The organism is Sphingobacterium nematocida (assembly GCF_900168125.1).
Lineage (GTDB): Bacteria > Bacteroidota > Bacteroidia > Sphingobacteriales > Sphingobacteriaceae > Sphingobacterium > Sphingobacterium nematocida.
Window position 1 is genome coordinate 18855 of the sequence record NZ_FUZF01000010.1, and the last position, 17445, is coordinate 36299.

16 protein-coding genes are annotated in these 17445 nt (G+C 39.2%); 7 read left to right on the forward strand and 9 right to left on the reverse strand.

From position 1 onward, the window contains the following. Positions 1-32 precede the first annotated feature (32 nt). The 4 genes from B5X76_RS11625 to B5X76_RS11640 are packed head-to-tail and all read left to right on the forward strand — an operon-like array spanning position 33 to position 3724. Positions 33-1004: a Rossmann-fold NAD(P)-binding domain-containing protein gene (locus tag B5X76_RS11625; protein ID WP_079643284.1), complete on the forward strand. Its 972-nt coding sequence runs from the start codon at positions 33-35 to the stop codon at positions 1002-1004. Positions 1005-1042: 38 nt separating this feature from the next. Beyond that, entirely contained in the window at positions 1043-1840 is a 798-nt protein-coding gene (argB, locus tag B5X76_RS11630; protein ID WP_079643285.1) for an acetylglutamate kinase, read from the forward strand. A gap of 17 nt (positions 1841-1857) precedes the next feature. After that, positions 1858-2658, forward strand: a complete 801-nt coding sequence (proC, locus tag B5X76_RS11635; RefSeq protein WP_079643286.1) for a pyrroline-5-carboxylate reductase — start codon at positions 1858-1860, stop codon at positions 2656-2658. Then, positions 2651-3724: a M20 family metallo-hydrolase gene (locus B5X76_RS11640; RefSeq protein WP_079643287.1), complete on the forward strand. Its 1074-nt coding sequence runs from the start codon at positions 2651-2653 to the stop codon at positions 3722-3724. The genes proC and B5X76_RS11640 overlap by 8 nt, the downstream gene beginning before the upstream one ends. A gap of 93 nt (positions 3725-3817) precedes the next feature. Here the strand turns inward: B5X76_RS11640 and B5X76_RS11645 are convergent, their stop codons facing one another. The 4 genes from B5X76_RS11645 to B5X76_RS11660 are packed head-to-tail and all read right to left on the reverse strand — an operon-like array spanning position 3818 to position 8161. After that, a complete protein-coding gene (locus tag B5X76_RS11645; RefSeq protein WP_079643288.1) occupies positions 3818-5287 on the reverse strand; it encodes a glycine--tRNA ligase in 1470 nt (489 codons plus the stop codon). 29 nt (positions 5288-5316) lie between these two features. After that, a complete protein-coding gene (gene bcp / locus B5X76_RS11650) occupies positions 5317-5775 on the reverse strand; it encodes a thioredoxin-dependent thiol peroxidase (RefSeq protein ID WP_079643289.1) in 459 nt (152 codons plus the stop codon). A gap of 42 nt (positions 5776-5817) precedes the next feature. Next, positions 5818-7545 (reverse strand): M23 family metallopeptidase, encoded by a 1728-nt coding sequence (locus tag B5X76_RS11655; RefSeq protein ID WP_079643290.1) that lies wholly within the window; start codon positions 7543-7545, stop codon positions 5818-5820. Between the two features lie 4 nt (positions 7546-7549). Then, positions 7550-8161, reverse strand: coding sequence for a fumarylacetoacetate hydrolase family protein (locus B5X76_RS11660; RefSeq protein ID WP_079643291.1), 612 nt, complete (start codon positions 8159-8161; stop codon positions 7550-7552). Between the two features lie 361 nt (positions 8162-8522). Between B5X76_RS11660 and B5X76_RS11665 the strand changes: the two genes are divergently transcribed. The 3 genes from B5X76_RS11665 to B5X76_RS11675 all read left to right on the forward strand — a co-directional run bounded on the left by B5X76_RS11665 (position 8523) and on the right by B5X76_RS11675 (position 11459). Then, positions 8523-9191 (forward strand): HAD family hydrolase, encoded by a 669-nt coding sequence (locus tag B5X76_RS11665; protein WP_079643292.1) that lies wholly within the window; start codon positions 8523-8525, stop codon positions 9189-9191. Between the two features lie 69 nt (positions 9192-9260). Further along, positions 9261-9737: a gluconate 2-dehydrogenase subunit 3 family protein gene (locus B5X76_RS11670; protein ID WP_079643403.1), complete on the forward strand. Its 477-nt coding sequence runs from the start codon at positions 9261-9263 to the stop codon at positions 9735-9737. A 6-nt stretch (positions 9738-9743) separates the two neighbouring features. After that, complete coding sequence (locus tag B5X76_RS11675; protein ID WP_079643293.1) at positions 9744-11459, forward strand: GMC oxidoreductase; 1716 nt, start codon at positions 9744-9746, stop codon at positions 11457-11459. A gap of 35 nt (positions 11460-11494) precedes the next feature. Here the strand turns inward: B5X76_RS11675 and B5X76_RS11680 are convergent, their stop codons facing one another. The 5 genes from B5X76_RS11680 to B5X76_RS11700 form a co-directional block, all read right to left on the reverse strand. Then, the gene (locus B5X76_RS11680) at positions 11495-13306 is read right to left on the reverse strand and encodes a M60 family metallopeptidase (RefSeq protein WP_079643294.1); all 1812 of its coding nucleotides are present in this window, start codon (positions 13304-13306) and stop codon (positions 11495-11497) included. Between the two features lie 168 nt (positions 13307-13474). Beyond that, positions 13475-14461, reverse strand: coding sequence for a class 1b ribonucleoside-diphosphate reductase subunit beta (gene nrdF / locus B5X76_RS11685; protein ID WP_079643295.1), 987 nt, complete (start codon positions 14459-14461; stop codon positions 13475-13477). A 98-nt stretch (positions 14462-14559) separates the two neighbouring features. Next, the gene (gene nrdE, locus B5X76_RS11690; RefSeq protein WP_079643296.1) at positions 14560-16665 is read right to left on the reverse strand and encodes a class 1b ribonucleoside-diphosphate reductase subunit alpha; all 2106 of its coding nucleotides are present in this window, start codon (positions 16663-16665) and stop codon (positions 14560-14562) included. Continuing rightward, positions 16625-17032, reverse strand: coding sequence for a class Ib ribonucleoside-diphosphate reductase assembly flavoprotein NrdI (nrdI, locus tag B5X76_RS11695; protein ID WP_079643297.1), 408 nt, complete (start codon positions 17030-17032; stop codon positions 16625-16627). The genes nrdE and nrdI overlap by 41 nt, the downstream gene beginning before the upstream one ends. Positions 17033-17059: 27 nt before the next feature. Next, a complete protein-coding gene (locus B5X76_RS11700) occupies positions 17060-17296 on the reverse strand; it encodes a glutaredoxin family protein (protein WP_079643298.1) in 237 nt (78 codons plus the stop codon). Between the last annotated feature and the right edge of the window lie 149 nt (positions 17297-17445).

Here is a 17445-nt window from a genome sequence, read left to right on the forward strand (position 1 = left end):
TTGACTATTGGTCATTGATAACTAATAATAAGATGAAGAATTTTTTCTCCGTTGCAGATGTTGATAATCTGAGCGATCTCGTAGAAGAGGCTCTAGCTATAAAAGCTAATCCTAATACCGAAGAATCTTTGGGTAAACATAAAGTGTTGGGTTTAGTGTTTTTGAATCCGAGTTTACGTACCAGGCTTAGTACGCAAAAAGCTGCCATGAATTTAGGAATGAATGTCATGGTAATGAATATGGACAAGGACGGCTGGGCATTAGAGACACAGGACGGCGTCGTGATGAATGGCACGACAGTAGAACATATTCGCGAAGCCGCTGCCGTGATGGGAGAGTATTGCGATATCCTAGGTTTGAGGAGTTTCCCCTCTTTGAAGGATAGAGAAGCAGATTATAATGAAGATTTGTTTAATAAGTTTATCAAATTCTGTGGCGTTCCCGTTGTTTCTTTGGAGAGTGCAACCCGACATCCCCTACAGAGTCTTACTGACCTTATTACGATTACAGAGTATAAACAGGTCGATAGACCTAAGGTGGTGCTTGCATGGGCTCCCCATGTTAAAGCCCTTCCCCAGGCTGTTCCTAATTCCTTTGCCGAATGGATGGTTAAAGCACAGGAACAGAACCTGCTCGATTTCACTATCGCACACCCCCCCGGTTATGAATTAGCCGAAGAGTTTACGACAGGGGCTACTATTACACATGATCTCAACGACGCTTTATCTGAAGCAGATTTCGTATATGTCAAGAATTGGTCCTCTTACAAAGAGTATGGTGAGGTCTATCCTGTGTCCGAAAATTGGATGATGGATAATGAGAAGCTTAAACAAACAAATGATGCTAAAGTTATGCATTGTCTACCAGTCCGTAGAGATTTGGAGTTATCAGCAGAGATCTTAGATGGCCCCAATTCATTAGTAATTAAAGAAGCTAGTAATCGGGTCTGGGCTGCGCAGGTTGTTTTGAAACGCATATTGGAAAGACTCAATAAAAATATCTAAAAGAGATCTCATTTTAGAGATCAATTAAAAATTAAACTATGTCGAATAGTACATTGAATATTATTAAGATAGGAGGCAACGTAATTGATGATGATATTCAATTAGAAGCATTTTTGGAAAAATTTGCTGCCATACCGGGCAAGAAGATCTTGGTACACGGAGGAGGAAAAATTGCCACTCGCATAGCCGCTAAGCTGGATATTGAAGCTAAGATGATTGACGGCAGAAGAGTTACTGATGAATCGATGCTTGATGTGGTCACTATGGTGTATGCCGGACTGACTAATAAGAAGATTGTTGCAAAATTGCAGAAGTATCAATGTGATGCTATTGGGTTGAGCGGTGCTGATGGAAATGTAATTAAATCAGTAAAACGCCCTGTGCGCGAAATTGATTATGGTTTTGTAGGTGATATTTTAGCCGATTCAGTGAATACCTTGGCCATTAAGAAATTTTTGGATGCGGGTTTCACCCCTGTTTTTTCAGCAATCACACACAACGGTGTTGGGCAGTTGTTAAATACAAATGCAGATACTATTGCTTCAGCGCTATCAACTTGTTTATCAAGATTGTATGAGACATCTTTGATTTATTGTTTTGAAAAAAATGGCGTTTTAGCCGATATCTCTGATGATAATTCGGTTATAGAAAGTATCACTGCTAAAAAGTTTGAAGATTATAAGCAAAAAGGGATTATTAGCGATGGGATGATTCCTAAGTTAGAGAATGCTTTTGATGCGATAAATAAAGGAGTAAAATCTGTTTATATTGGTAACGCAGCCAACTTACATTTATTTCAACAACAAAAATTTGGTACCTGTTTAGTTAATAAGTAATCAACCTAATACACAATATGAGTAAGCTAACTATAATCGGATCCGGTAATATAGGTCTTTCTTTAGCAAAAGGATTGGTCAAATCGGAGTACTATCAACCGAATGAGATTGTTTTGACAAGGCGGTCGCTTGCAGCCTTGGAAGAGGAGAAAGATCTTGGTTTTGAAATCAATATAGATAATAAAGTCGCTATTCAAAACTCCGAGATTGTCATATTGTGTGTCCTTCCGCAACAGATCCGAAAAGTGATGGAAGAAATCGCTAGTAGTTTGAAATCTCATCAACTTATAGTTTCCGTTGCCTCGGGAGTGTCGTGTCAGGATATTAAAGATATCTTAGGAGAAGACCGATTAGTGGTGAGAGCCATGCCAAATACAGCAATTGCAATTGGGCAATCGATGACTTGCATAGCCACCGATAATGCTCCCGATGATGCTGTTTCTAAAGTTGAACGTATCTTTAATGCTGTAGGCTCTGTGGTGGTGATTAACGAGGATTTGATGACCTCGGCAACGGCATTGTGTGCTTGCGGTATTGCTTTTTTTCTGCGCGCTATCCGTGCTGCTTCACAAGGAGGGGTAGAGATAGGTTTTCATGCCCATGATGCTCTGAAGATGGCTATACAGACAGCTAAGGGCGCAGCGGATCTATTATTGCAAACGAATAGTCATCCCGAAAGCGAAATTGATAAAGTCACGTCTCCAAAAGGCTGTACTATTGCGGGATTAAACGAGATGGAGCATAATGGGCTCAGTTCTGCTTTCATAAAGGGGATTAAGCTTTCAGCTTTAAAAGCAGGTGGTCTCTATAATGAATAGCAGTGTTACTTCGTTGATAGAAGACAGTCTTCAGTTACTATCAAATCTCGTTGCTACACCATCTTTTAGTCGAGAGGAAGATGCTACAGCAGATTTATTGGTAAAGTTCTTAGAAGAACACGGGGTCTGTAATGTGGAACGCATTGGAAATAACGTGATAGCTTATAATAAGTTTTTCCAAGTAGAACGACCTACTATTTTGCTAAACTCACATCACGATACTGTAAAACCAAACTCGGGCTATACAAACGACCCATTTCTACCTATAAGATCGGGTGGTAAGTTGTATGGATTAGGTAGTAATGATGCCGGTGGATGTTTGGTTTCCTTGATTGCTACTTTTCTCCATTTTTATGAGGTAAATGAACTAAAATATAATCTGTGCTTAGTTGCTTCTGCTGAGGAAGAAATTTCTGGTAGGAATGGTATAGAACAGGTTTATCAGCATATTGTTCCCTGTGAGTTTGCAATTGTAGGAGAGCCTACCTTGCTAGATTTGGCAATTGCGGAAAAAGGATTAATGGTGCTGGATTGTGTGGCACAAGGACAGTCCGGCCATGCCGCACGCGAAGAAGGCGTTAACGCTATTTATAAAGCCGTTGAAGACATCCGCTGGTTTAATTCCTATCAATTTCCCAAGCAGTCAGCGTACCTTGGGCCAGTAAAGATGTCTGTAACTATGATCGAGGCCGGTACTCAGCATAATGTTGTCCCCTCATCCTGTAAATTTGTGGTCGACGTGCGTACGACTGATGTATATACTAATGAAGAAGTACTCGAGCTTATCCGTGAACACGTTCAGTCTGAAGTAAGGGCCAGATCGACTAGACTAAATCCGTCTACAATAGCGATAACTCACCCTATCGTTCAGGCTGGACAGAAATTTGGGAAAAAGTTGTACGGTAGTCCCACAATGAGTGATCAGGCACTTTTGCCAATACCTTCACTAAAAGTGGGACCAGGGGATTCTGCGCGTTCACATGCCGCAGATGAGTACATTTATGAGCATGAGGTTGCGGAAGGTATAGCATTTTATATTCAATTGTTGGACGAGATTATACGTTAATTGAGGGAAAGCTCAAGCTAAGAGAAAAAAGAACCGCGCTATATCTATTTGATACAGCGCGGTTCTTTTTTAGTAGAATTATTACGTATCCGACTATAGAAGTTGATCCAATAAGTGGTTCCAGCTTACTAAATCACCAATAATATTTCTTAACTGGTCAATCGCCACGCGCTCTTGCTCCATAGTATCACGGTGACGTATTGTTACCGTATTATCTTCTAGCGTTTGGTGATCTACCGTAATACAGTAAGGCGTTCCGATAGCATCTTGACGACGGTAACGTTTACCGATAGCATCTTTCTCGTCATATTGCATATTGAAGTCCAATTTCAATCTGTTCATGATCTCTCTAGCCTTTTCTGGTAAGCCGTCTTTTTTAGTTAACGGGAAGATCGCGGCTTTAACAGGAGCAATTGCCGGATGGAATTTTAATACCACCCTAGAATCTTGTTTCTCTTCTGTGGACAAATCTTCGTGTACCAGGGAGTTTGCAAATACAGTCAAAAATAGGCGATCTAGTCCTACCGATGTTTCGACGACGTAAGGGATATAGTTCTGATTTATTTCCGGATCAAAATATTGCATCTTTTTCTTGGAGAACTCTTGGTGCTGCTTTAGATCGAAGTCAGTACGAGAGTGGATACCCTCTACTTCTTTAAAGCCAAAAGGAAAATCATACTCGATATCTACGGCAGCATTTGCATAGTGAGCCAACTTAACGTGGTCATGATAGCGGTATTTAGCCGGATCTGAACCGAGAGCTAAGTGCCATTTTAGGCGCGTCTCTTTCCACTTTTCATACCATTCCAATTCTGTGCCTGGACGCACGAAAAACTGAAGTTCCATCTGTTCAAATTCACGCATACGCATGATAAATTGACGTGCAATTACTTCATTACGGAAAGCTTTACCAATCTGAGCTATACCAAATGGGACTTTCATTCTTCCTGTCTTTTGGACGTTTAGAAAGTTCACGAAAATACCTTGAGCAGTCTCAGGACGTAAATATACTTGTTCAGCACCATCAGCCATAGCTCCCATTTGGGTAGCAAACATCAAGTTGAATTGTCTGACATCTGTCCAATTCTTAGTGCCTGAAATAGGGCATACGATGTTATGTTCTTCGATGATCGTTTTCAAACGAACTAAATCGTCTGCGTTTAAAGCATCATCCAGATCTTTTTGAAGCTGTGCTGCCTTATCCGACTTACCATCTTTTTCATAACGATCGATTTTATCTTCAATCAGTTGATCCGCGCGATAGCGTTTCTTTGAATCCTTATTGTCAATCATTGGGTCATTAAACCCATCTACGTGTCCCGATGCTTTCCAGATTGTAGGGTGCATGAATATAGCAGAGTCGATACCGACTATGTTTTCATTCAGTTGAACCATGGATTTCCACCAGTAAGTCTTTAGGTTGTTCTTTAGTTCTGAACCTAATTGACCATAATCGTAAACGGCGCTTAAGCCATCATATATTTCACTCGACTGGAATACAAAACCGTATTCCTTTGCATGCGATACTATATTTTTAAATAAATCGTCTGTTTGCTTGCTCATAAGGCGCAAATATATATAAAAGATTAAAACTAATACAAATCAAGAATCTGCTGGGACGCATTCTTATTATCTACTTTCTTGATGATATGTTCTATATTCCCTTTTTCATCGATTACAAAAGTAGTTCTTGCGGTACCCATATATTTCTTGCCGTACATATTTTTCTCTACCCAAACACCATAGTCATTGACTATCTTTTGATTTTCATCTGCGAGAAGGTTGAAGGGTAGTTCAAACTTACTGATGAACTTTTGGTGGGATTGCTCGCTGTCAATACTTATTCCCAAGACTTCGAATCCTTTTCCTAACAACGATTGGTAATTATCTCTAAAGTTGCACGCCTCAGTCGTACATCCCGGTGTATTATCTTTTGGATAAAAATATAAGATTACTTTTTTTCCAGCGAAGTCCGAAAGATTGATTAGATCTCCGTTTTGATTTTTCGCCTGAATCGGTGGAGCCTGATCTCCAATTTTCAAATTTGACATGTTTGGTTGAATTTATAGGCCAAAGTCCTAATTTATGAAATCTTATTTAATAAAGCTAGCTTCGTAGACCTTTTGATTGTCTTTCCAATCCTTTACAATAAGCTTAAAAGTATGCGTCCCCTTAGTTAATGAAGGATCGAAGGTATGCCAAAGGTGCCTGTTTTTCGAATCGTATTCCATTAGTACCCATCTGTCGTCAATATAAGCATCAAAGGACTTAATCCCCGATAGATTATCGGATATTGTAAAGTCTATTTTCCGTTGAGCAGACACATTCTTTCCCGAACTAAGATTGCGTGGTGTTATCGTAGGAGCTATTGTGTCAACAATAACGTAAAAGCTACCGAAATTTCTTGTATTTACACTAACCCAGCCGTTCTCAAATGAACCACCTTCAGCGCCATTTTCCACAGAGGCAAGCAAAGCTTTTCCTTGGAGGTGAAGAGGGAGCGACGTCGGTTTTATGGCGAGGTTGTACGCTTGAAAAATAGGTGTCAAATTATTATGAATTTTATGTAGCTGTGAATAGGAATTTGCCGGAGCAGAAGCCGTAGAATATTCGAAATCCAAATCATCATATAGTACCTTTTGTGGGATATTAACTTTAACATCTGACCTTTCAAAGGAATTTGTCTTGTCAAATTTGAACAGTTGCAAGCCTAGGAATTTATGGCCCGTAGTTCTGTTATTGATTTTATTATCAATTTTGAAATTCAACTCACTCGTATTTCCTGCCACATCTTTGACAATATATTTTACATCATATATTTTTTGTGCCTGTAGTTCTATTCCCCTTGTATTGGGCAATGTTTTGAATATTTCTATCGGGTTTCCCGGATCTTTAAAGCTCTTTTGAATTTTTACTTTTGTTTTTTTCCAGTGTGAGTAATCAATATAAGAATGAATTCCTCGTGAGGTATTAAAATCCAACTCTTCAAAAACTACTGTTGATATCGGCTTTTCATCAATCAAAAGTTCAATCGAATAAACTCCATTTTGAAATCCTCCGCTGCGATGTCTGTCTACAGTATTGATGCCTAGTCCGAAGCGGCCATTGACAGTGATTGGGTTAGCCTGAGTTAATGTATAAATGCCCGCCTGCGAAGCCTTTACACTTAATGATTTTCTAGGTGTGTGCTCGTTGAATAATGGTACGTTCAGGTCATACAGCATTATTCCGTTGATTGTAGGCTTGAAATTATCTGTAAACTTTAATCCAAAGAGTTGAGGATTTAGAGGGTGCTGACTTTTGGTATCACGTATCTCAAAGTGAAGATGTGGCCCCCCGGAGCCACCAGAATTGCCCGCGTGGCCGATTAGCATTCCTCTGCTGACGACGACTTGGTTCCGATTTAATGTTAAATCAACATCGAATCGCTGCTGTTTATATTGTTCTGCGCGAATAATGTTAGTGAGTACCTCATTGAAATTATCCATATGCAAGTAAACGGTAGAATAACCGTTAGGATGATCGATGTATACCGAGTTACCACCGCCTCCGATCTGAACCCGTACACGTGATACATAACCTTCAGCGGCAGCATGTAGAGGCAATCCTACCCGTTGCTGAGTTCTGTAATCGTCACCGGCGTGAAAGTGCGTCGAACGTAGCTCACCAAATGTTCCAGAAGCATCCATCGCGATTGATAAAGGATTTCGAAAATATCCCTGCGGATAGTTGCGAGAAGTAATAATTTCCTTCTTTTGACCAATTGACAATGACGACTGCAACAGAAGTAGTAGTACTAAATAGCCTATTTTTTTGCGCATCCTATTACTTGATATGTGTGGTAAACATTAATTTATCCGCTATAAAGCCTTCTAATTTATCGCCTATAACAACAGGCCCTACACCTGCCGGTGTACCCGTGTAAATTAAGTCACCTTTACGTAGCGTGATATAAGCAGAGATAAAGGTAATTAAACTATCAATATCAAATATCATATCCGATGTGTTTCCTGTTTGAACAGGGAGGCCATTTTTTGTTAGCGAAAAGGGAACTGTGTTGATGTCTGTTAACTCCTCTTTAGGTATAAGGGGGCTTACTACTGCCGAATGGTCAAAGGCTTTTGCTAGTTCCCAAGGTAAGCCCTTTGCTTTAAGTTGGCTTTGTAAGTCACGAGCTGTAAAGTCTATACCTAAACCAACAGCGTCATAATATTTGTGGGCAAATTTTTTGGACACATGTTTTCCTTCGTTACAGATACGCACTACGATCTCACACTCATAATGAATGTCTTTTGAGAACTCAGGAATATAAAAATCTTTATTGTCTTTCAGAACAGCAGTGTCAGGCTTTAGGAAGATGACAGGTTGATCTGGGACTGGATTATTTAATTCTTTTGCGTGATCGATGTAGTTACGGCCTACAGCTATTATTTTCATATATAAATAATTATTTCATGATCCGCCAGCTGGCGGATCGGTTTATTTTTTAACTGTCATTAACTTGTTCCGAATTATCGGAATGGAATATCCAAATTATATTATGCACGGTTTTATTGTCAGATAGTGTGCATGCTGCTTCTCGGTTCCTCTTGTTTGCGTTGTTACATGGATATTTCATATACTTTAGTTTCAAGGGATGAAGGAAGCTTTTGCGACGTAATTAGGACGAGTTGCATAAAATAATATGTGATATCTGAGGAAATCTTCTAGAACAAACTTAACCAAAATTGCTTTTATATCCAATAACATCATCATTGCTTACTTCCCAATTTTCCATTCTATTTTATATCTTTAAGATATGACAAAGTTTAAAGGTGTACTTTTTGATTTAGACGGTACCTTAATTAATTCGGAGTATTATTATTTTTCCAATTGGCAGCCAATCTTATCCCACAGTTTTGATTTAGAAATATCGTTCGATGATTGGTTAACTTATTTTGCGGGACATACCTTAAGTAGGAATGTTGCCTTTCTTAAAGAGAAGTGGGGTATAGAGACGGACGAAACATTTATGTGGACGGAGACGAGAGCGAGTTACGCCCAGTCAGATATGACCGTAATTCAATTGATGCCTTTTGCTAAAGAGATATTAGCGTATTTGAAGAAAACCGAAATTCGCGTAGGTCTGGTTACTTCTAGTTATGAGTCTACTGTTCAGACAGTTTTAGGACATCATAAGTTGTTGTCCCATTTCGATTTTTTTGTGACTCGAGAGAATGTTGAAAATCCGAAACCTAATGCCGAACCTTATCTACAGGGAATAGACCGAATGGGGATGCCGATATCGTCGATTTTAGCGATAGAAGATACGATCACCGGAGCGACATCAGCCAAAGCCGCAGGCTTGTATTGTATAGGTGTTAGTGCACATGCTGTTGAGCGTTCTCGTTTAGACAAAACCGTTGATCATTTGGTTACGAATCTGAGAGATGTGTTAGATTATGGAAGAAATACATCGTTTTTGTAATTAAAATCATTTTGCTAAAACGTTTTTTTAGAAAATAATCTTAAATTAGATTCCTGAATTATGAATGTAATGAACAGAAGAACAGCGTTAAAACAGCTTTTCATAGTCGCAGGAGGGCTAGTAATAGCTTCATCGTGTACACAGGGAGGAAAAGGCACTTCCATCGTACTAGAGAATATTAAGTTGTCTGCAGCTGATGAATCACTTATTGGTGATTTGGTGGAGGCTATAATTCCTAAAACAGATTCTCCGGGAGCGAAGGAACTAAACTTACATCTTTTTGTGATGAAAATGTTGGATGATTGTCACAGTCCAGAAGATCAACAGGCTTTTTTAGCGGGACTTAAACTTGTAAAGAAAGCTGAATTGAAGACAGATTCTGAACGATTGGCTTACCTGAATGGGCTTGAAAAAGACGTTTTTTACGAAATCTTGAAAAAGCGTACAATACAAGGATATCTTAATTCAGAATATGTGATGAAGAATAAGTTGGTTTACGAATTGGTGCCGGGACGTTATAACGGAGCCGTAAAAGTTAATGCATAAAAAAGTATGGCAAATCTAAATATAGATTCTGAGAAAGATAGAACTTATGACGCTATTGTAATTGGTTCGGGGATTAGTGGTGGATGGTCTGCCAAAGAGCTTTGTGAACGCGGATTAAAAACTTTGGTTTTAGAACGAGGAAGAGACGTAAAACATATCAAAGATTATCCGACGACCAATATGTTCCCCTGGGAATTTGAGCATCGCAATGAGATGACCTATCAAGTCAAACAAGATAATCCTATTGTGAGCAAGTGTTATGCATTTCACGAAGATGCAGCTCATTTTTTTGTTAAAGATCAAGAACATCCTTATATACAGGACAAACCTTTCGATTGGATCAGAGGCTATCAGGTAGGCGGTAAATCACTTTTATGGGCAAGACAGACACAACGCTGGTCCGATTTTGATTTTGATGGACCCGCCCGGGATGGGTTTGCTGTCGATTGGCCTATACGTTATGCTGATTTGAAGCACTGGTATGACCATGTTGAACGTTTTGCGGGTATTGCTGGCGATCGAGATGGGTTAGCAGAGCTACCCGATGGAGAGTTTTTACCAGGTTATCCTTTAAATGTTGTTGAAAAGTATTTTAAACAGACGATTGAGGGTAAATATCCAAAAAGAAAGGTCATATCCGCCCGCTGTGCTCATATATCCAAGCCACAGCCTATACATATACAGCAGGGAAGGACTCAATGCCAAAATCGAACACTCTGTCAACGCGGTTGTCCGTTTGGCGGTTATTTCAGTTCCAACTCGTCGACTCTGCCTTGGGCGGCCAAGACTGGAAATATGACCTTGAGACCCGATTCTGTGGTTCATTCTATTTTATACGATGAGGATAAAGGGAGAGCGATCGGTGTTAAAGTGATCGATCGTAACACAAAAGAGGAAATCGAGTTTTATGCGAAGGTTATTTTCGTTAACGCTGCAGCGATAAACACGAATTTGATACTTCTAAATTCTGTATCGAACCGTTTCCCGAACGGACTGGGAAATGATAGCGAGACTTTAGGTAAATACGTCGCTTTTCACAATTATAGTGCCCGTGTTTATGCCGAGTATGAAGGATTGTTAGATTTCAAGACCGAGGGACGTAATCCTGCTGGAGGAGGGTATATGCCACGTTTCCGTAATCTACACGAGCAAGAGACAGATTATTTGCGTGGATATGCTGCTGGTTTTGGAGCATGGCGTTCTGAATCGGCAGATCAATCTGGACTGGGAAAGGACTTGAAGACTTCCTTGTTAAATCCAAAGCTAGGCAATTGGGGGGTTGGATCCCACATGATGGGAGAGACTATTCCAAAGGCAGCTAACTATGTAGCACTGGATGCCAATAAAAAGGACGATTGGGGAGTCCCATTACTAAAGATTTCGATAGATTACGATGAGAATGATCATAAGATGAAAAAAGATTATCTTGACACGATGGAAGAAATGTTTAAGGTAGCCGGTTTTACAAATATTCGTAGAGATGAAGCCTCACAAGCTCCTGGTTTAGATATTCACGAGATGGGCGGCGTACGAATGGGGCATGATGCCAAGACATCGATGCTCAACAAATGGAATCAGATGCATGCAGTGCCAAATGTGTTTGTGACAGACGGTGCCTGTATGACATCGACCTCTACGCAAAATCCTTCATTGACTTATATGGCATTTTCGGCACGATCGGTTGATTATGCGGTCAGCGAGATGAAGAAAGGTAGCCTATAATAATAAAGGTCTGCACATTGTGCAGACCTTTGTTATTATAAAACATCTATCCGTTGACCGTTCCATCCTACAGCTTTGACCGATGTAAATCCATCCGGTATGTGTACAGTGGTCTTACTTGCATCTTCCGATCCCGCACCACGGAACGCTACTTTAATTAAGGTCTCATTTTTGTACGTTTCAAAGGCAACTGCGTTCGACCATTTCGTATTGTCGATAATTATTTTTCCCTGCTCCTTTTGATATCCTATATTCTTATTACCCGCTACAGGTTGCTGTAGTCTGTATATGTCTATACTGTTTGCCGTCAGGTAGTGCAATACAGGTGTACTTGGTTTAGGGTATTGTGCCGCATGAGACTTTATTTTATTTATGTCCTCTGTTGTTATTTTCATACGACCTACAGTATAATCGTCTACGATTAGATCGATAGGGGCCAAAATTCCTGACTTCTCAAAGAAATCTGTTAAATCTAATTTGGCTACATCACACGCGTTTTTTACAAATTGTAATTGGTAGTAACTATCTTGGGGAGCATGTACAACAGTGTCATCTATCGCTTTGATGAAGACATCTCCATAAAAATCTTTATTACCCCAAGCAAATCCTTTACCGACTTTAGCAAAGTATAGTTGCAACTGCCATAATGGTACGAGTTTCACAAAATGATCTCCGCCCCAATCGCGAGGCCTTTCCCTTTGCCAACGGTCCGGACCAGCCTGTGTCAACCATTGTTGACCATGTACAAAAGCAGACTCCATATATGATGTGATTCTTCCCCCAACTTTCGCCTCATCATAATCTTTCAATTTTTCCCGTTCTAGTTTGGGCTCTGTTGGATTATACAAATATTGTGTCCATACTGAATAGATATTATTGGTAACCTCTGTCGTGCCAACCCATTTCATATTAGGACGCACCTGGTTGACATGACCAAATTCATGGGCAACGCCCCAAGAGTTCTTACGCAGATTTGGGATATTGGCGACCGAAGACATGGTGTTATCATGAAAGGCAGCACCGATCCCGTCGGCATGCATGAAGCCCTTCCAAATTACCCTGCCAAACATATGGTTTTTAGGCTCACGGTGGTACTTGACCAGTCCCATGATTTCATGTTGAATATTTATGATGGAATCATAGAGCTGCATCAAACCTACTCCATTCTCTGGGGTTTCCTTTTTCAAGGAGCTGACAGCATAGGCGAGTTGTACTTTCTTACCTACAAGATCTAAAATGGGACCTGGTGCTTGGGCCAATAGAGTTTGGTATTTTTTGTTGTCGTCTTTTGATAGGTCAAATACGCCATTGACCTTACCCGAAAGAATATGAATATCAATCGGATTTCCTGATTTGTTGTCCTTTCTAAAATATTGGATATACGAATTCCCTTTATTCTGAAGTGTAAATGTATTTATGCCTTCTTTCAGTTCATATTTACTTTGTTTGAAATGCTCATCATCCCAGTTTACAACAACTAGATTAATCACTTGACCTTTAGTTTTTCCAACCCAGATTATAGCTTCTTCTCCTGCGGTGAAATAGATCCCAGTCGGATTTTCGTATTGTGAATATGAGCTGGTTTTTAGTTGTTCCGCCAAAATTTTAGGATCAAGGTAAGCGAAATAAGTTTTGTATCTATCTTTGAGCGGATAGCTTTTATCCACCAACTGTAGAGCGGTGTTTCGTAAGCTAGGAGAGGTGATTCCTGCTAGTTGAGCATTCGTACTTCCTTTCTTTATGGCAGTAAGGTTTTCTTTCGAAAAGAATTTGAGATCATTATCTGTTTGTGCGAAGCCCAGGGATAAGCAAGTAGATAATAATAATGATAAGGCGATTTGTTTCATAATCGATAGTTTCAGGTTTACTAATGAAGATACATATATAGTTGTAATACTTAAGATGAGTAGATTATAACAAACGTTTGTGTAATACGTGTTTTACAAAGAACACCAAAATAAAACCCCCTTTCCGAATAAACGAAAAGGGGGAGAATAATTCTGTTTGAGAACTAATTAAATATCTACTGTTGCATCCATTTCAAAATCTTCATGTTTTAGATGAACAATTTCCATAGATTTTTCGTAATTCGTAGACTTCTTAGAGAAAAAGTCGTGCTGTGTAGTTTCAGTATTTAGACCGTTCAAAACAATTGGATTAACCTGTTTTACTTCAAATATAGGGTCAAATCCGAGATTCATCAACGCTTTATTGCCGTTGTAGCGAACATATTCTTTTACCTCAGAGGTCAGTCCTACGACGGTATACAGTTCTTCAGTATATTTGATTTCGTTTTCATAAAGCTCATTCAAGAGATTCAGAAAACGTTGTTTAACTTCTTCTTTATTCGGAAGTTTGGAATAGACTTCTTGTGCCATTAACCCTACGAATACACCGTGTATGGACTCATCAGCGACAATTTTTTTGATGATATCAGCCGAAGCTACCATCTGCCCTTGACCGCATAGCCATAATGGTAAGAAGAATCCTGAATAAAATAAGAAAGATTCTAAAAGTACAGATGCAGCCAAGGCCATAAACAATTCCTCATCACTAGGGTTTTGCTTATCTATACCACGGTAATATTTGTCGATAGTATTGGCTTTAAACTGCAAAAATTTGTTTTGCGAAACCCATCCAAATACATCGTTAATCTCATTGGTAGTTGATACCGTAGTGAATATTGTGGAGTACGATTTAGCGTGAATTGCTTCCATCATACACATATAGGATAGTACAGCCTTATTTTGGAGCGAGTCGATATGGTCTATAATCTTAGGCATACCAGTATGACTCTGTAATGTATCTAACAAGGTCAACCCACCTAATGCCTTTTTATAACACTCTTTCATATCCCAGCTTAGGCCCTTCCAGCTATCGATATCTTTAGATGGGATATATTCCGTGTCAATCCAAAACTGTTTGATATTTTGCTCCCAAAACATCAGGGCATAATCATTATCAGGAGTATTCCAGTTGACGGCTGTAAATTGTTTGTTCATGTACTAATTAAAAAGTAAAAATTAAAAAGTAAAAATCAGGAGAAGTGTTATTCAAAAATTCTCCTGACTTATATGTATTATCTCAAATCTGATGTCTATTAAGCTGAACAAGAGATACACTCTTCGATCGTTGATTTCCGTGTACGTGTATAGTACAAGGATTTCAAGCCCAACTTATGTGCATAGATATAATATTTTGCCAAGTCACGTGTACTGTCTTTCGAGTTCGTGTGTAGGATAGTCGATACACCTTGGTCAATGTGACGTTGAATTACAGAGATCAATTTCAACACCTTCATCTGATCCATGTCGTATGCCGATTTGAAATAGAAGTAATTATCATTTGTCAAATAAGGCATCGGGTAGTAAGTTGTACTGTCCCCATATTCACGTACTTCGATAATATCGACGATAGGCATTACAGAAGCAGTAGCATTCATGATGTAAGATGTCGACTGATTTGGAGCTATTGCCAAGCGATATGCATGGTATATACCATGTTCAGCTACTTGCGCTTTTAGGTTTTCCCAATCTTCGATCGTAGGGATGTGGATACCGTCAAATAGTTCTTTAACCTTGTCTGTTTTAGGAAGATAATCCCTATTTAAATATTTGTCAAAGTACGTTCCATCAGCATAAGCCGACTTTTCAAAACCTACAAATGTTCTACCACGTTCTTTTGCAATCTCCATAGAAGCCTCTAAGGAGTAATAGTTCATTGTCATGAAAAATGTATTCGCAAAATCCAAAGCCTCGTGCGATTCATACATAATGAAACTCTTTGCCAAGAACCCATGCAAATTCATCGCTCCTAAACCTACAGAATGCAATTCGCGGTTTGCTTTAGCGATAGATGGTACCATCTCAATATCTGTTACATCTGTTACTACAGTCAGAGCTCGCATTGCTGTTTTTACCGTTTCCTTAATGCGCTTGTTATCCATTACGGTAGCTATGTTTAGAGAGCCCAAGTTACAAGATATACCGTAGCGGATCGTATCTTCTTTACCGTAGATATTGATATCAGACACTTCGGATATTTGCATGATTTCTGTACACAGGTTCGAGAATTTTACTTTCCCTAGACCATTCAGTGCATGTTCTTTGTTCGTGTTCTCCTTGAAGAATATGTATGGATACCCAGATTCTTTTTGCGTCTGTGCAATTTTTACCAACAAGTGGCGTGCATTTATTTTCTTTTTCTTGACGTTCGGATTGGTAATCAATTCATCGTACATCGCATCCATATCCATTTCATCCAGGTATTGACCATATTCCTGCATGACCGTATGTGGATAGATTAGATAAGCCGGTTCATCCTTTTCGGCCAGTTCCATGAATTTGTCTGGCACGATAATACCGATCGATAGTGATTTGATACGGACTTTTTCGTCCACATTGATTTTTTTACAATCTAAAAACTCTTCGATATCCGAGTGAAATATGTTAAGATATACAGCTCCTGCTCCAGGACGTTGTCCCAATTGATTTGCATAAGAGAATGTATCTTCCATGATCTTCATGATTGGCAATACACCTCCTGCGCGACCATCTACACCTTTGATAGCTTCACTACGACCGCGTATTTTGGATATATTGAACGATACACCTCCACCTATAGAAGACAATTTCATCGCCGAATCAACAGCATAACCGATACCATTTAAATTGTCACCGATTTCATCCAAGAAACAAGATACCAATTCTCCAGAACGTTTTTTTCCAGCATTCAAGAATGTCGGGGTAGCAGGCTGATATTCTTGACTGATCATGATCTCGGCGTATTCAATAGCTTTCTGAACGCCCTCTTCACGCGCTAGAAATAAAGAAACAGCGACAACACGGTCTTCGTAGCGTTCTAAAAACTTCTCACCGGAATCATCCCTTAAAGCATAGCTCTGGAAGAATTTGAACGCTGCCATAAAGGATTCAAAGCGAAATTTCTTGGCATATACATAGTTGAATACCTGCTCCATTTCTTCGAATGTAAACCACTGATAGAAATTGATATAGTAGTCATGCTCCACTAAATAATCTATTTTCTCTTTTAGATTATAAAAGAAAACAGTGTTCTTATTTACATATTCCAGGAAATAAGCGCGTACAGCCTCTTTATCTTTGTGAAGGCTATACTCGTCATCATGTTTGATCATGATTTCGTTATTAAGCAATATCCAGTTTTTTGCTACCTCGTTTGCTATCATAGTATTGATTCTTAATTATTTCTATAAATTGATTTATATCTTCCATTGTGCCCGATAGCTCAAATTTAAAGGCTAACGGGATATCATGTATTGCTGAAGCCTTATCTGCTGCTACCGCGAAATTTCTGCCCCAATTGCGATTCCCACTTGAGGTTACAGAAAATAACTTGCTGCTATTGTTGGTCAAAAACTCTTCTGTTAAAGGAGGAATCTTTCCAAAATTTGTCGTAAACGTAACTAAATGTCCAGATTCTTCGACAATCATGTCCTTTTGTATCTTGCTGGCTTGCCATCCTGTTATCTGTACCACTTTATCGATAAAGCGTTGTACATTTCCAGTCTTGCTGTCAAAATATAAATGTATCATAATCTTGGCTTTTTATGATGACCTTCCTTATTGAGCAATAGCTTCTTCTAGTTCTTGTGGTTTAAAACCTATAATACGGTGTTTTATTTCTTCACCATCCAAAACAATTACAGTAGGGACCGTACGCACTTTAAACCTGACAGCTAATTCAGGGGAATCAAACGGATTAACTCTCTCGTACGAAATACCCTTGTTGTCTAAGTAAGTCGACACTTGATCGCATGGTACGCAATCGTTTTTTTCGAATTTGATGATTCTTGCCATGTTATGTTAAGTTTGATTGTAAACTGCCCTCTTCATAGGGAGAATAGTTTACTAAAGTGTATAAAAAAACGCTGATCGTAGAGACAGTGACAGTCTCAACAAGAACAAATATCCAATATTTTCATTCGGAGCGTTAGTCATACTTTTCC

Coding starts and splice junctions, on each gene's coding strand:
- B5X76_RS11680 (WP_079643294.1), bottom strand. CDS start 13,306: ATGAAACAAATCGCCTTATCATTATTATTATCTACTTGCTTATCCCTG.
- B5X76_RS11640 (WP_079643287.1), top strand. CDS start 2,651: ATGAATAGCAGTGTTACTTCGTTGATAGAAGACAGTCTTCAGTTACTA.
- B5X76_RS11700 (WP_079643298.1), bottom strand. CDS start 17,296: ATGGCAAGAATCATCAAATTCGAAAAAAACGATTGCGTACCATGCGAT.
- B5X76_RS11660 (WP_079643291.1), bottom strand. CDS start 8,161: ATGAAAATAATAGCTGTAGGCCGTAACTACATCGATCACGCAAAAGAA.
- argB (WP_079643285.1), top strand. CDS start 1,043: ATGTCGAATAGTACATTGAATATTATTAAGATAGGAGGCAACGTAATT.
- B5X76_RS11645 (WP_079643288.1), bottom strand. CDS start 5,287: ATGAGCAAGCAAACAGACGATTTATTTAAAAATATAGTATCGCATGCA.
- B5X76_RS11665 (WP_079643292.1), top strand. CDS start 8,523: ATGACAAAGTTTAAAGGTGTACTTTTTGATTTAGACGGTACCTTAATT.
- bcp (WP_079643289.1), bottom strand. CDS start 5,775: ATGTCAAATTTGAAAATTGGAGATCAGGCTCCACCGATTCAGGCGAAA.
- proC (WP_079643286.1), top strand. CDS start 1,858: ATGAGTAAGCTAACTATAATCGGATCCGGTAATATAGGTCTTTCTTTA.
- nrdI (WP_079643297.1), bottom strand. CDS start 17,032: ATGATACATTTATATTTTGACAGCAAGACTGGAAATGTACAACGCTTT.
- nrdF (WP_079643295.1), bottom strand. CDS start 14,461: ATGAACAAACAATTTACAGCCGTCAACTGGAATACTCCTGATAATGAT.
- B5X76_RS11625 (WP_079643284.1), top strand. CDS start 33: ATGAAGAATTTTTTCTCCGTTGCAGATGTTGATAATCTGAGCGATCTC.
- B5X76_RS11655 (WP_079643290.1), bottom strand. CDS start 7,545: ATGCGCAAAAAAATAGGCTATTTAGTACTACTACTTCTGTTGCAGTCG.
- B5X76_RS11675 (WP_079643293.1), top strand. CDS start 9,744: ATGGCAAATCTAAATATAGATTCTGAGAAAGATAGAACTTATGACGCT.
- nrdE (WP_079643296.1), bottom strand. CDS start 16,665: ATGATAGCAAACGAGGTAGCAAAAAACTGGATATTGCTTAATAACGAA.
- B5X76_RS11670 (WP_079643403.1), top strand. CDS start 9,261: ATGAACAGAAGAACAGCGTTAAAACAGCTTTTCATAGTCGCAGGAGGG.